Below are 13,614 nucleotides of genomic sequence, written 5' to 3'. Positions count from 1 at the left end.
ATCGTTGGTCTCCTTGGTGGCTAGTGTGCCCGGGGACCTCTAACTATGGATGGACCAATTTTACGGGGAGTCGACACCCGCATGTGCCCGGCTAGGAGCAACGCGCGACGGACCCCTCGCCTTTGCGAATCCCGACTCCCGACTCCCCAATCCCGGCACCAGCCACTGCGCTCTACCGATTCCCCACTCCCGATTCCCGATTCCCCGCCGCATACGCCTGCGCCTGCCCCATCACCCGCAGCAGGTTGCCGCCCCAGATGCCGGCGATCTGCGGCTCGGTGTAGCCCTTGCGCAGCAGCCAGGCGGTGATGCGCGGCAGGTCGGAGACGTCTTCCAGGCCGACCACGCCACCGCCGCCGTCCCAGTCCATGCCGATGCCCACGTGCTCGGGCCCGACCACCTTGAGGACATGCTCCAGATGGGCGAAGAAATCCTCCTCGGTGGCGCGCTTGATCGGGTAGCGCGCATCCAGGTCCTTGAGCGCGGCGCTCAGGGCAGTGCCGTCGGCGATCTTGATGTGCTCCCAGCCGCCGTATTGCTCGGTCAGCGCCTTCTCGGCGGCCTTGCGCTCGGGGCTGGCGCCGCTGTCGACCAGGTAGCCGCCATAGGAATTCACCTGGATCACGCCGCCGTGCGCGGCCAGCACCTTCAGCCGTTCGTCGTCGATATTGCGCGGGTGGTCGAACACCGCACGCGCGCCGCTGTGCGAGAGCACGATCGGCACCGGTGACAGCGCGATCAACTGGTCGAACACCGCATCGGAGGCATGCGATTGGTCGATCACGATGCCCAGCGCCTGCGCCTGCTGCACCAGCTGCTTGCCGGCCGGACTCAGGCCCTTCCATTCCGGCCCCTTGGGATCGGTGGCCGAGTCGGCGAACTCGTTGTTGAGAAAATGCACGGTGCTCATCAGGCGCAGGCCTTGCGCGTAATAGAACCGCAGCAGCGTCGGGTCGGCCACCAGCGGGCTGGCGTTTTCCATGCTGATGTACACCACGCGCTTGCCAGCGGCCTTGATCCGCGCGGCATCGGCCGGCGTGGTGGCGAAGGCGAAGCGCTGCGGTTGCGCGGCCAGCAGCGTGTGGATCTTCAACAACCGCTGCAGGCCGGCATCGCGATCGTCCAGGTGCGCGGCCGCACTGCGATCGCCCTGCCCGGTATAGACCGCCCAGAAGCCGCCATCCAGTGCGCCTTCGACCATGCGCGGGTAATCCACCTGCGACAGCCGGTTGCCGGCATGCGCCTGCAGCACATCGAAGTCGTGGCGCTCCAGATTGGCCGGCGTGTCCAGATGCGAATCCAGCGTGACCAGCCGCTGTTGCAGCGCGGTGGCGCGCGCCAGTTCGGCCTTGGAAAACTCCAGCGCGTGGCTGGGTGCGGCCACGGCCAGACTCAGCGCGATGGCGGTGCACAGGCGATACAGGGTCATGGCAGCTCGCAGAAGATGGGGAATGTATCGATCATAGCCGCGTAGGGATCGGCCGACCCCTACGCAGAACGCGGGGCTCAAGCCGCCGCGATGCGCAGTCGCAAACATCACCGCCTGCGACCACGCACCAACGCGTCACTTGCGTTCGAAGAACTCGTGATAGGCCTTGGATTTGCCTTCCGGCGACTTGCCCACGCCATTGCGGATCAGCGTCTTGCCATCTGCAGAGAACGTCCAGAACTCGCCGACGATCACGTCGTCGTCCTTCATCTTGAGGATCTGGTAGGTGTCGGCGCCGGTCTTGCTCACCGCGATCTGGTTGAAGCGCGCCTGCTCGTTGAGCGGGCTGGGTTTGCCATCCAGCGTGGTGACGTAATCGACCTTGTACGGCGTGTCCGGGCGGGTGGTGTTGATGGAGTGGTATTCGATGCGGTTGTCGGAGAACTGCACGTTGATGGTCAGCCGCATGCCCTTGGGAAATTTGCCGTCGCTCCAGTTGGATTTGGATTCCACCAGGGTCCAGGCGCCGTCGTGCGGATCGGCCGCCGATGCGGCGAACGTGGCAGTCAACGCCGAGACGGCGAACAGGGCGGCGGTCAGAAAGGTGCGCATGGGCGGTGTCCTTGGAGGCTGGGATGTTGGGCGGTGCTGTCGGGTAGGTGCTTGGCGTCGGGTGATCTTCGGGAGCTGGGCATCAGAAGTCGGTGCGCGATTCCAGGTGCTGTTTGACCTGCTCGCGGGTGGTCCACAAGGTGCGGAACTCGCCTTTGGACAGCAGTGGCAGCTGGTCGCTGATGTGTGCCGAACCAGGCTGGCTGGCATTGCCGTAGCTCATCAGGCCCTTGGCCTTGAGCGGCGTGGAAAACTCCACCAGCGAGACCCAGGTTTCACCGTGCTGCGGCAGGCGTTGGCCATCGGCATTGGGCGGGTTCCAGGTGATCACGTCGAACGCGCCGAGATTGCCAAAACCGCCGCGGCCGGGCACATCGACAGCGCCCAGGTGGAAGCGCGACACCTCGCCGTACGGCCGGTCGATGGCGCCGTAGGTCTTCTTGGTGCTGGCGACGGCTTGCTTGAGTTGGCGCAGCGCCAGCGCCGGGTCCTTCAAGCCGCTGGGGGTGGTCAGCGGAGTGTCCAGCGACCAGGGCGTTGCATAACCGGCCTGCGAGAGGTAGCGCGCATCACCGGTGAACAAGCGCGCCCATTCCTCGAACAACAACGCGCCGCGGCTGTCGGCTTCGAAGTGGCGGTTCCAGGCCTTGAGCACGGCGATCGCGGCGAGAATGTCCGGATCGGTGCTGTCTGCGGCGGCAGCGTACAGCTGCGGCAACGTGCGATCGGCCGCCAGCGCCTGCGCGGTGCGCTTGAGCGCCACCAGCTGGTCGAAGTCGATGCTGTCGTGCTCGGCCAGCATCTTTACCGAGTTCTGCGCGCGCAGCGACATCGGCCCCGTGGGCGCGACATAGGCCGGAAACGCGCTTGGGTCCAGCGCGCGCGGCCAGCTCGCCAGCCACGGCGGGTCGTTGGTGTTCTGCACGAAACCGCCGGCCGGGTTGATCACCTTGGGCAGCTCGTCGTAGCTGTGCACATCGCTCCATAGCGTGGACGCGGTATCGCCCGGCACCAATCCGCTCCAGTACTTCAGATCGCCTTGCGCATGTTTGGGCAGGATGCCGTTGTCCAGGAACAGTACGTTGCCGGCGTTGTCGGCATAGACGATGTTGAACATCGGCACCTGCAGCTGCTTGAGCGCGCGCTGGAACTGCGCAAAGTCCTGCGCCTTGCCCATGTCCCAGTACTGCTTGAGCATGTCGGGGCGATCCAGGCCAGCCACGCGCAGCGCCACGGTGCTGCCGTCGTAGCGTTCGAACACCGGGCCGTGCACCGACTGCCGCACTTCCAGCGTCTGTGTTTTCAGCGCGCCATCGGCCTGACGGATCTTCAGCGTTCTGGTCTCCCGCTTGAACGGCAGCACCTTGCCGTCCAGCAGATAGCCATCGCCCGACAAGCTGAGTTTGTAGGTGGTCTGGCCCAGCAGCGTGTTCACCGTATTGGTGAAACCCAGCTGCTTGTTGAAACCGAAACGCAGGATCGGCAGGCCGACCTGGGTGGCGCCGTACAGATCCACACCCGGCCCGTTGAGATGCGCTTCGTAGTAGGTGAAAAAGCCGCTGCCCCAGGGCAGATGCGGATTGGCCAGCAGCATGGCGTGGCCGTCGCGGGTCTTGCTGGGCATCAGCGCCCAGGCGTTGGAGCCGTCGCGGGCCTGGCCGTCCTTGGGTGGCTCGCCCAGCACCTTGGCCGGCGAGGCGATGTAGACGTAATTCATCAGCCGGTGCGCGTGCGCCACCACGTCCACGCCGGTGATCGGCAGCACCACCTTCACCTCGGCATCCAGCGCCTCCGGGTGTGTGGCTGCGTAGTCGTTGATGCCTTGCGCGAAGGCGTCCAGGTCGGCACGAAAGCCCGGGGCCTGCTGCCGGTACCACTGCTGCGCGCGTGGGTAGACATCGTTGCTGGCCAGCCAGCGATCCTGTTCGGCGTACTTCTCGCCCCAGTATTCGGCGGCGCGGCCGCGCGCTTCACCATACAGATGCAGCAGCAGATTGCCATGGCTGTGGGTCTGCGCCCAACCGAAGCCGTAGAAGGTGCCCGCTTCGGTCCTGGCATAGACATGCGGCACGCCGTAGCGGTCCCACAGGATCTCGCCGCTGTCCTTGCCGGCGCCGGCCGCCTGCGGGGCGCAGGACAATGCGATCAACAGCCCTGCGCAGATGAAAGCGCTGCGCGCATGCGCCCGCATCGAAGAAAGTCGCGGCACTGGATCACTCCTCAAAAGGTGTAGGTCAACTTGGTGTAGTAGGACCCGCCGGTGAAGCCGTACGGCACGCTGGTCACATAGAACCCGCTGCCGGTGCTGGCGACCGCGCCGATGTTGTTCGGGTATTGGTTGAACAGGTTGTTGGCGCCCAGCGTCCAGGTGATGCGCTCGGACAATGCGTAGGACGCTTCCAGATCGGTGATCCATTTGGCCGGCACGTGTTCGTCGTTGGCCGGGTTGTTTTCCAGCACGTCGAAGCTGCCGAAGCGGTTGACGCGCACGTTGAGCGCGAAGTCGCCGATCACCCAGTTGCCGCCCAGCAGCAGCTTGCTGCGCGGCGTGCGCGACAGATAGCCGCGCGAGGCACGGTCGAACAGTTCGTAGCCGGCGCCCAGCGAGTCCAGTGCGGCCGGGTTGTCGGCGATGCGGGTGATCTCGGTGGTGTTGTAGTTGTAGCCCAGGTTCCAGTTGACCCGGCCCCAGTCGCCGGCCTCCATGCGCCAGGTCGCCACCACGTCCACGCCGTCGGTGCGGGTGTCGATGGCGTTGGTGAAGTACTGCGCGCTGTCGACACCGGACACGCCGGCGCGGGTGAGCAGGTCGGTGATCGCCGCACCGGTGATGTAGCCGGTCATGCCGATGCGGTCGTCCAGATCGATGCGGTAGGCATCCACAGTGAGGCTGAGCGCGCGCGTGGGGTTATAGGTGAAGCCGATGCTGGCATTGGTGGATTCTTCCGGCTTCAGCGGTTCGGCCCCCAGTGCCAGCGCTGCCGGGGAATCCACCGGCAGCGTCTTGGCCAGGAACAGTTCGCGGTCGCCGTTGTCAGCGTGCGCCAGCTGCTGTTGGTGGCTGCGTACAGGGCCTGCGCCAGGGCGGGCGCGCGGAAGCCGGTGCTGGCCGCGCCACGCAGCGCGAAGGTCGGGGTGATGGCCCAGCGCGCGGTGAACTTGCCCACCGCGGTGTCGCCGGCCGAATCATCGAAGCGCTCGTAGCGGCCGGCCAGGCCCAACGACACGCTGTCGGCCACGTCCCAGGTCAGGTCGACATAGGCCGCGCCGCTGTTGCGATCCAGGCTGCCGGCTTCGTCGGGCTGGAAGGTGATCGCGCCCTGCGCGCCGGGCGGCGGCGCCTGCCCGGCACGTGGATGGCCAGCCGGGAACACGTAGCTGCCGGCCGCATAGGCCGCCTGCTCGCCGGCCTGGATCTCGTATTTTTCGTAGCGATGCTGCACACCCAGCGACACCTGCAGCGGGCGCTCGGCCAGTTGCAGGCCGCGGGTGATGTCCAGACTGGTGGTCCAGTCGGTGGAGGTCAGCTGGCCGAGATAGAATTCTGTGGGGCTGGTCGGCCCCAGGCTGGCGTTGAGCGTGTGCAGGCCGTCGCGTTCGGAGGCGTTGCTGCCGTAGCTGGTGGCCAGGTCCCAATCCCACTGGCCCCACAGGCCCTTGATGCCGGCGGTGAACTCGTAATCGGTCTCGTCGATGCGCAGGCGCGGGCTGTACCCGTCCGGATAGATCTCCTGCAGGGTGTTGTTGGCGTTGGGATTGCGGAACGACCATTCCAGGTCGCTCAGGCGGCGGCTGTAAGTGGCATAGGAATAACCACGCAGGTCGCCGCCCAGACCGAGTTCGGCGTTGTAGGACAGGTTGGCGCCCTTCTGCCAGGGCTGGCCGAAGTTGCGCGTGATCAGGCGGTTGGCGGTGGCCTCGCGCGGGTCCGGCTGGCCGTTGACCGGGTAGTACAGCCGGTAATCGTCGGCCACCGGCACTGCACGATTGGAGGTCTGCTGGTACCTGGCGTCGGCGGCCAGATAGACGAAGCCGTCGCTGCCCAGCGCCAGCCCCTTGCCGATGCTGGCACTGCTGCTGTCGCCATCGGCGCGGTCGATGTTCTGGCCCCATAGCAGGTCGGCCTTGCCGCCCTCGGCATCGGACTTGAGCAGAATGTTGATGACGCCGGCGATTGCGTCCGAGCCGTACTGCGCGGCGGCGCCGTCGCGCAGCACCTCGATGTGATCCACCGCCGACACCGGGATCAGGCTCATGTCCACCGGCACCGAACCGCGCCCGACGATGCCGGCGATGTTGATGCTGGCGGTGCGATGGCGCCGTTTGCCGTTGACCAGCACCAGGGTGTGATCCGGATTGAGCCCGCGCAGCCCGCCGGTGGCGATCACATACGAGGTGCCGTTGCCGGATTTGGCCGGTGCATTGAACGAGGGCACCAGATCGTTGAGTGCCGCCAGCAGGCCCGGGCGACCGGTCTTTTCCAGTTCCGCCGCGCCGATCACATCGATCGGGGTGGGGCTTTCGGTGACGGTACGCTGCACGCCGCGCGCGCCGGTGACCACCACCGCATCCAGGTTGCCGACTGCGGCGTCGGCTGGCGGTGTAGTGGCTGGCGGCGTCGGTGCGGATGCGTCCACTTGTGCGTACCCCACACCGGGATGTCCGTGCAACGCGGCCGTCATCGGCTGCGCCGAGGCCAGCGTGATGCGTTCGCCATCGTCTTCGACCACGCTCAATCCGGTGCCGGCCAGCAGCTGCCGCAATGCCACGCGCGATTCCAGCGTGCCCTGCACCGCCGGCGTGCGTACCTGCTGCAGATATTCGCCGGGTGCCACGATCTGCACGCCGGCCTGCCGCGCAAATTCCGGCAACGCCACGACCGCATTGCTCTCGGGGAGCGAGAACGTGCGTCCCTGCGGCGACGCTGCCAAGGCAGCTCCCGCTGCCATCATCGCCACGGCCGTGCCGATGGCCTTGCTCAAACGCCTGCTTGCTGCCTGCATCACTGCTCTCCGCTGGCGCGCGTGCGCCGCTGTCCGGTCGTCGTCACCGTTGCTGTGTGGCCCCCTGTCTGTTGGATGCGTGGCCGCCGCTTTTCCGCCATCGACATCGCGGGTGGTGACGTGCAGCGGTGCACCTCACTGCGCGAGCGTGCCGCGCAAGTGGATGCCGCCACGGGTGTGTTCGATCTGCAGGCCCATGCTCAGCGCCACGGACCGTGCAAAGCCTTCCGGATCGTTGGCCGAATACAGGCCGACCACGGTGCGCCGCGCCACCGCGGGGTCGTCGATCAGGATGCGCATGTCGTTGTAGCGGGCGAATTCGGCCGCGGCCTGCGCCAAGGTGTCGCCGTCGAAGGCGATCATCCCCTCGCGCCAGACCAGCAACTGCTGCACGCGCCGTGCTGGCAGCGGCTGCACCTGCACCGCCCACGTCGGGCTGACCATGGCCAGCATGTTGGCGGCCACCCGCTGCGGTGCGCGGCGGTCGGCCTCCACGTCGACGGTGCCTTCGCGCACGACGACCTTGACCGCATCGTCCTGCCGCCGACGCACGCTGAAACTGGTGCCGACCGCGCGCACTTCCGAGCCGGCCGCCATCACCACGAACGGGCGATGACGGTCCTTGGCCACATCGAACAAGGCCTCGCCACGCAGCAACTGGATCTGGCGACGGTCGGCGCTGAACTCCACCACCACTTCCGAGCCGGAATTCAGCGTCACCGCCGAGCCGTCTGCCAACGGCAGGCGCAACACCTCGCCGATGCGGGTGAGGTGATGGCCGCTGCCGGGCGCGCCGTTGTCGGGGACGGCCTGCTGCAATGCCAGCATGCCGGTGGCCGCAGCGACCACGCAGGCGGCAAGTGCGGCCAGCCACCTGCCGCGTCGATGCGTGCGCCGTGACCGCGTCGCTTCCGCGGCAAAGCCCTGCCCCAGCGCACGCGCGCGATCGAAATGCAGATGCACCGCGTGCGCCCGTGCATAGGCGCCGCGATGGCGCACGTCTTCGGCCAGCCAGCGGTCGCGCTGCACGCGCTCGGCCGGCGTGAGCCGGTCGCGGTCCTCGCGTCCCACCCAGGCGGCGGCAATGTCGTCGATGCTGCGCATGCTCAGCTGCCGCGCTGCGGATCGGCCAGGCGCGTGGCCGGCGCGGCATGGCCCGCAGCCGGTGCCGATGCGGGCGTGCGGCCCATGCGTGCCATCAGCAGACGCAATCCCTTCACGATGTGTTTTTCCACGGTGTTCTCGCTGATTCCGAGCCGTGCGGCGATCTCGCGCTGCGACAGGCCGTCGACCTTGCGCAGCAGAAACACCTGGCGGCATTTGTCCGGCAGTGCCGCCAGCGCTTCGCCGATGCGGCGCAGCTCCTGACCGGCAATGGCGTGGCGCTCGGGTGAGCGCTCGTCCTGTGTGATGTCCAGGCGCTCGATTTCCGCCACGCTCTCGATCGACACGATCCTGGCGCTGCGCACCTGCTGCAGCAGCACCGACTGCGCAGCGGTGAACAGATAGGCGCGCGGATTGGCGATATGACCCACCTCGCCCAGCCCGGCCAGGATGGCGTAAGTCTCCTGGATGACGTCGTCGCAATCGACGTTGCCGGGGGCGTGCTTGCGCAGCCAGCGCCGCAGCGCCGGCTCGTGCGGCAGGACCTGCGTCGCCAGCCAGGCGGCGCGCTGGGAATCGATGGCCGGCATCTAGGACGCGGCCGCTGACGTGCCCGCACGTCGAAGTGAGGAAGTCATTGCGTTCTCCGGGGGATTCGAGCGAAGGACCTGCTCTTGAAGTCACGATGCGTCAGCGGCGCAACTCCGCCATGCCCTTCGACGGGTGGTTCGCTGCGATGGCACTACCCGCGCAGCGCGCGCCGGACATCGACAATGTCCGGTCGGATGCGGCCAACGAAATGGCTGTTGGCAATGACCTGACTGCTTTGGGTTATGCAGCCGCGCCACGCACCAGGGCGCGCTGCCACGCGAATGGCAACGCGAATGGCAACGCCACGGTGATGGGCGCGCCGTGCAGGGCACTGCGGTACCTGGCGGTCTGGGCGTGTGGCATCCAGGCGCGATGAGCGGCGCCGATGCGCAGGCCAGCACCGTCTTCATGGGGCCAGGCGCCTTCGGTGCGGTCAACGTGTCCGGCACCACGCAGGTGCGCGGTGATCTCGAATTGCGCGAAGGCACCACGCCCACGCAGGGCGTGTTCTACGGCTACGCCGATGGCCAGACCATGCGCAATCCCGAGTTCATTGCCGACCTGCGCCAGGCCGTGCCGGAGATCACCGCGCCCGGCGGCTTGGTGATCGGTTGCCGCTGCAGCTGCAACCAACCGCAGGTCATCGCCTGATGTGACCGATACGCGCAGGCCGGGTATGGCCTGCGACACGCGGTATTTCGCGCGGCTGGCAGAAGCGATCGGATGTTCGCAATGGGCTGCACACAGCGCGCAGCATGCAAGCGATTTGATCTGGCCGCGCGCAATCCATCGCACGCACCTGATCAGCGCGCAGTGGTGCTGCGCGTGGTGTTCAGTCGCCCAGTTCGGCCAGGCGTGCGCGCACGCTCTCGACATCGACGTGCTCGCGCAGGTGCAGCCACTGCCGCGCCCATACCGAGCGCAACACGATCCAGGCACCGAACACGCCCAGGCAGGTCGAGCCCAGCGCCAGCGTCAACGGATGCAACGGCGAGCCGCTGCCGGTCTGGAACAGATACATGAAGGCCGCGGAAAACAGCAGCCACACGCCGAACACCGGCCAGTTGCTGGCCAGCAGGCTGGCATGGGGCCGCTCGATCTCGCGCAGCAACCGGATCAGCGCCTTGCGTTCCTCATCGTCCGGTGTCATCGCCTGGCCGCTCCACGGGTTGATCGCCGCGCTAGATCACGCGGCAGAAAACAGCCTTCAGGTAGCGCGATTCCTGTACGTGCGCCATGAACGGATGGTCCGGGCCGGCACCGGCCACCTTCAGGATCTGGATGGTGCGCCCGGAGAAATACGAGGCGCGCCGCAGCATGTCCAGAAACTCCTGCTCGGCCACCAGCCCGGTGCACGAGAAGGTGGCGAACAGGCCGCCGGGCTTGACCACACCCAGCGCCAGCTTGTTCATGTCCAGGTATTTCTTCAGCGCCGGGATCACCTGCTCGCGGTCGCGGGTCATCTTGGCCGGGTCCAGGATCACCACATCGAACTGCTCGCCGCGATTGGACGCATCACGCAGCCACGGGAAGATGTCGGCCTGCACGAACTTCGGCCGCACGTTGTTGAGCTTGGCGTTGCCCTTGGCGATGGCGATCACGTCCTCGTCGATGTCCACGCCCAGCACCTCGGACGCACCGCGCGCGGCCGCATACACCGCAAAGCCGCCGGTGTTGCAGCACAGGTCCAGCACGCTCTTGCCCTCGACCTGCTCGCTCAGCCACTGGCGGTTCTCGCGCTGGTCGGCGAAGAAGCCGGTCTTGTGCGCACCGGCCGGGTCGGCGCGGAACCTGATGCCGTACTCGGTGATCACCGATGCTTCGGTGGTGGTATTGCCGTGGAAATCGAAGCTTTCCTGCTTCTGCACGTGTTCGTCGGCAAAGCTGTGGAAGCGGCAGCCCGGGAACTGCGCGCGCAGCGCCTCGTAGATCCACTCGCGGTGGCGGAACATGCCGGCGGCGAAGAACTCCACCACCACCAGGTCGCCATAGCGGTCCACCACCAGGCCGGACAGGCCGTCGCCTTCGCTGTGCACCACGCGCCAGGCATCGGACACCGCGTCGAGCTTGAGCCAGTCGCGGCGCAGGCTCACTGCCGCGGCGATCTTGCGCGAGAACCAGCCCGCATCCACCGGCACCGCCTGGTCGGTCTCCAGGATGCGCACGGCGATGCGCGAGTGGCCGTTGTAGAAGCCGCGGCCGACCCACTCCCCGTCCACGCCGACCACATCGACGATGGTGCCGGGTTTGGGCTTGGCGGCGGGCTTTTCCACCAGCTTCTGGAAGATCCACGGGTGGCTGGAGCGCCAGGCATTCTTGAGTCGGACGACGGGGACTGGAGTATTCATCCGCCCATTGTATCCGGCTGGATTGACGTGCCTGCCCTCCGGCACGCAGAATCGGGCGCAGAAGGGGAGTAGCTCCAAGCGTTGTCGCCGTCATGACGAGTCCTGCCAGCCAGGCTCCGGTGCAACGGCAACCGGCCAGGCCGGTTGTGAGCGAGACCTTCGCCGCGCAGGCGAAGGTCCGTCACCCGGAATCCACGATTTCCGTGTCACAAGGCCTCAGCCCACCGGCTGTCCAGGTCGTTTCACTTTCGGGATTCTTTTATGCAAACCATTGGCAATGTCTGGTTATGGGGCGGCTTCGCGATCGTGGTGATCGTGGCGCTGTTGGTCGATCTGGTGCTGATGCGCCACGGCGGTGCCCACAAGGTCACCTTCAAGGAAGCCACCTGGTGGAGCATCGGCTGGGTGCTGCTGGCGCTGGCCTTCAACGCCGGCCTGTGGTGGTACCTGCAGGGCAGCATGGGCGACGCGGCGGCCGACCGCATCGGACTGGAGTTCCTGACCGGCTACCTGGTCGAGAAATCGCTGGCGGTCGACAACATCTTCGTGTTCCTGATGGTGATGACCTACTTCGGCGTGCCCGAGGAACAGCGCCAGCGCGTGCTGATCATCGGCGTGCTGGGTGCGATCGTGCTGCGCGCGATCATGATCTTTGCCGGCTCGGTGCTGCTGACCAAGTTCCACTGGCTGCTGTATGTGTTCGGCGCGTTCCTGCTGCTGACCGGCATCAAGATGTGGTTCTCCGCCGGCAAGGAGCCGGATCTGGAAGCCAACCCGGTGCTGCGCTGGATGCGCGGGCATCTGCGCCTGAGTCCGCAATACCACGGCCATGCGCTGAGCGTGATCAAGGACGGCAAGCGCTGGTTCACCCCGTTGTTCGTGGTGCTGATCCTGATTGCGGTGATCGATGTGATCTTTGCGGTGGACAGCATCCCGGCGATCTTTGCGATCACCACCGACCCGTTCATCGTGCTGACCTCCAACGTGTTCGCGGTGCTGGGCCTGCGCGCGATGTTCTTCCTGCTGGCCGGCATGGCCGACCGCTTCCACCTGCTGCCGTATGGGCTGGCGGTGATCCTGGTGTTCATCGGCACCAAGATGATGATCATCGATCTGTACAAGATCCCGGTGCTGGTCTCGCTGGCAGTGGTGATCGTGATCCTGGTCTTCACCATCGTGCTGAGCCTGCTGCGGCCGCCCAAGCCGGCCAGGCACTGAGGGGCGGGGATTCGGGATTCGGGATTCGGGAACGGTAGCTACACATGCATTGCTGGCAACTACGCACACCGACTTTCTCGACTGGTCCTTGCCCGCTCACCGTCGCGGGACCTTACGCGGCATGGATGCCGCGTAAGAGCCTCCATGGACGGATTCACGGCGTGTCCCGCGATGGTGGGCGGGCAAGGGCCCTGCAGCCAAGCCGCAGGTCGTCCGCCCTACGACCGAGACATCCACCGTTCAATCCCCTCTCAAGGCCGCCCGGATTCAGGCTCCCAGTCGCTGGGGGCGTTCCCGGGCCGAACTGGCCAGGGCGTGATGCTGCGGCATATTCGGTGTCGCGCCCTGGTCACCTGCATGGTGCCGTGCGGCCGCTGCGCCAACGATCGGCGGCGGGGCTGGATTATCCCGTCGTCGGGCCTGCTTATCCCGAGCCGGATAGCTTGTAAAAAATCCGCGCGACGCCATCCGTGAAGGTATGACACCGCCTCCTGTTGCCGCCGCCGACGCCACCGCGCAAGACCGCCTGGATCGTTCCCGGGTGTTGCGTGCCTTCAATTTCAGCCTGGCCGCCGTGCTGCTGCTGGTGGCGGTGTTCACCGCCCAGGGCATGTTCGACTGGCGCGCCTGGGCGGTGGCACCGCTGCAGGCCGATGGCCTGCTCGGCATCCTCACCGCACCGCTGCTGCATGGCTCGCTCGCGCATCTGGGCGCCAATGCCGCCGCGCTACTGATCCTGGGCACGCTGGCCGGCAGCGTGTATCCGCGTGCCACCGCCCTGGCGCTGCCGTTGTTGTGGCTGGGCTCGGGCCTGGGCGCGTGGTTGCTGGGCGAGCCCGGCAGCCGGCATCTGGGCGCCAGCGGCGTCACCCACGGGCTGATGTTCCTGGTGTTCGTGCTGGGCCTGCTGCGCCGCGACCGCCCGGCGATCGCCACCAGCATGATCGCCTTCCTGTTCTATGGCGGCATGTTGCTGACCATCCTGCCGCACGAAGCCGGCGTGTCCTGGCAATCGCATCTGGGCGGCGCGGTGGCCGGCCTGATCGCCGCGTTGCTGCTGCGCCTGCGCGACCCGCAACAGGCCAGGCCGCGCTACAGCTGGGAGGACGAAGACGAAGATGCCGCCTGGGAAATCAGCAACGCCGAACGCGACGTGCTGGAACCGCCGCCACCACGCCAGGTGCCGGTGCTGTGGCAACGCCAGGAAGACGGCTCGCACAACGTGGTGCTGCACTTCCCGCCGCGCGAGCGTCCACCGGGCAGCTAGTGCCTGCATGGAGCAACCACCAAAACGGCCGCTGGTTTTCGT

At 66.7% G+C, this 13,614-nt stretch carries 13 protein-coding genes; 4 read left to right on the top strand and 9 right to left on the bottom strand.

The window, feature by feature from the left end:
- Nucleotides 1-172: 172 nt before the first annotated feature.
- The 7 genes from LL972_RS18085 to LL972_RS18060 form a co-directional block, all read right to left on the bottom strand.
- Entirely contained in the window at nucleotides 173-1,429 is a 1,257-nt protein-coding gene (locus tag LL972_RS18085; protein ID WP_228328762.1) for a dipeptidase, read from the bottom strand.
- A 135-nt stretch (nucleotides 1,430-1,564) separates the two neighbouring features.
- Nucleotides 1,565-2,041 carry a hypothetical protein gene (locus tag LL972_RS18080; protein WP_126943771.1) on the bottom strand — a complete coding sequence of 159 codons (477 nt, stop codon included), beginning with the start codon at nucleotides 2,039-2,041 and terminating at the stop codon, nucleotides 1,565-1,567.
- 82 nt (nucleotides 2,042-2,123) lie between these two features.
- Nucleotides 2,124-4,250, bottom strand: coding sequence for an acylase (locus LL972_RS18075; protein ID WP_228328761.1), 2,127 nt, complete (start codon nucleotides 4,248-4,250; stop codon nucleotides 2,124-2,126).
- A gap of 11 nt (nucleotides 4,251-4,261) precedes the next feature.
- Entirely contained in the window at nucleotides 4,262-5,035 is a 774-nt protein-coding gene (locus LL972_RS21655; protein ID WP_323134225.1) for a TonB-dependent receptor domain-containing protein, read from the bottom strand.
- Entirely contained in the window at nucleotides 4,993-7,044 is a 2,052-nt protein-coding gene (locus LL972_RS21650) for a TonB-dependent receptor (protein WP_266104689.1), read from the bottom strand. The genes LL972_RS21655 and LL972_RS21650 overlap by 43 nt, the downstream gene beginning before the upstream one ends.
- Nucleotides 7,045-7,179: 135 nt before the next feature.
- Nucleotides 7,180-8,148: a FecR family protein gene (locus tag LL972_RS18065; RefSeq protein WP_228328760.1), complete on the bottom strand. Its 969-nt coding sequence runs from the start codon at nucleotides 8,146-8,148 to the stop codon at nucleotides 7,180-7,182.
- Nucleotides 8,149-8,150: 2 nt separating this feature from the next.
- Nucleotides 8,151-8,738: an RNA polymerase sigma factor gene (locus tag LL972_RS18060; RefSeq protein ID WP_228328759.1), complete on the bottom strand. Its 588-nt coding sequence runs from the start codon at nucleotides 8,736-8,738 to the stop codon at nucleotides 8,151-8,153.
- A 95-nt stretch (nucleotides 8,739-8,833) separates the two neighbouring features.
- Between LL972_RS18060 and LL972_RS18055 the strand changes: the two genes are divergently transcribed.
- Both LL972_RS18055 and LL972_RS18050 read left to right on the top strand, forming a co-directional pair.
- Nucleotides 8,834-9,115, top strand: coding sequence for a hypothetical protein (locus LL972_RS18055; RefSeq protein ID WP_228328758.1), 282 nt, complete (start codon nucleotides 8,834-8,836; stop codon nucleotides 9,113-9,115).
- Nucleotides 9,112-9,390, top strand: a complete 279-nt coding sequence (locus LL972_RS18050; RefSeq protein WP_228328757.1) for a hypothetical protein — start codon at nucleotides 9,112-9,114, stop codon at nucleotides 9,388-9,390. Before LL972_RS18055 ends, LL972_RS18050 begins: the two co-directional genes overlap by 4 nt.
- 181 nt (nucleotides 9,391-9,571) lie before the next feature.
- Here the strand turns inward: LL972_RS18050 and LL972_RS18045 are convergent, their stop codons facing one another.
- The gene (locus LL972_RS18045; RefSeq protein ID WP_228328756.1) at nucleotides 9,572-9,889 is read right to left on the bottom strand and encodes a hypothetical protein; all 318 of its coding nucleotides are present in this window, start codon (nucleotides 9,887-9,889) and stop codon (nucleotides 9,572-9,574) included.
- 31 nt (nucleotides 9,890-9,920) lie between these two features.
- Entirely contained in the window at nucleotides 9,921-11,087 is a 1,167-nt protein-coding gene (locus LL972_RS18040) for a class I SAM-dependent rRNA methyltransferase (RefSeq protein WP_104585916.1), read from the bottom strand.
- Between the two features lie 261 nt (nucleotides 11,088-11,348).
- On the opposite strand from LL972_RS18040, the gene LL972_RS18035 reads away from it, so the two are divergent.
- Nucleotides 11,349-12,305, top strand: a complete 957-nt coding sequence (locus LL972_RS18035; protein ID WP_016901852.1) for a TerC family protein — start codon at nucleotides 11,349-11,351, stop codon at nucleotides 12,303-12,305.
- Between the two features lie 478 nt (nucleotides 12,306-12,783).
- Entirely contained in the window at nucleotides 12,784-13,572 is a 789-nt protein-coding gene (locus LL972_RS18030) for a rhomboid family intramembrane serine protease (protein WP_228328755.1), read from the top strand.
- Nucleotides 13,573-13,614: the final 42 nt, after the last annotated feature.

The organism is Xanthomonas campestris pv. asclepiadis (assembly GCF_020784175.1).
GTDB classification, from domain to species: domain Bacteria; phylum Pseudomonadota; class Gammaproteobacteria; order Xanthomonadales; family Xanthomonadaceae; genus Xanthomonas; species Xanthomonas campestris_D.
This window is presented reverse-complemented; position numbering and strand designations above follow the sequence as displayed.

Excerpts from the sequence above, each read along its gene's own strand:
- LL972_RS18060 (WP_228328759.1), bottom strand. The coding sequence starts at position 8,738 with ATGCCGGCCATCGATTCCCAGCGCGCCGCCTGGCTGGCGACGCAGGTC.
- LL972_RS18030 (WP_228328755.1), top strand. The coding sequence starts at position 12,784 with ATGACACCGCCTCCTGTTGCCGCCGCCGACGCCACCGCGCAAGACCGC.
- LL972_RS18035 (WP_016901852.1), top strand. The coding sequence starts at position 11,349 with ATGCAAACCATTGGCAATGTCTGGTTATGGGGCGGCTTCGCGATCGTG.
- LL972_RS18080 (WP_126943771.1), bottom strand. The coding sequence starts at position 2,041 with ATGCGCACCTTTCTGACCGCCGCCCTGTTCGCCGTCTCGGCGTTGACT.
- LL972_RS18045 (WP_228328756.1), bottom strand. The coding sequence starts at position 9,889 with ATGACACCGGACGATGAGGAACGCAAGGCGCTGATCCGGTTGCTGCGC.
- LL972_RS21650 (WP_266104689.1), bottom strand. The coding sequence starts at position 7,044 with ATGCAGGCAGCAAGCAGGCGTTTGAGCAAGGCCATCGGCACGGCCGTG.
- LL972_RS18040 (WP_104585916.1), bottom strand. The coding sequence starts at position 11,087 with ATGAATACTCCAGTCCCCGTCGTCCGACTCAAGAATGCCTGGCGCTCC.
- LL972_RS18065 (WP_228328760.1), bottom strand. The coding sequence starts at position 8,148 with ATGCGCAGCATCGACGACATTGCCGCCGCCTGGGTGGGACGCGAGGAC.
- LL972_RS18055 (WP_228328758.1), top strand. The coding sequence starts at position 8,834 with ATGCGTCAGCGGCGCAACTCCGCCATGCCCTTCGACGGGTGGTTCGCT.
- LL972_RS18050 (WP_228328757.1), top strand. The coding sequence starts at position 9,112 with ATGAGCGGCGCCGATGCGCAGGCCAGCACCGTCTTCATGGGGCCAGGC.
- LL972_RS18085 (WP_228328762.1), bottom strand. The coding sequence starts at position 1,429 with ATGACCCTGTATCGCCTGTGCACCGCCATCGCGCTGAGTCTGGCCGTG.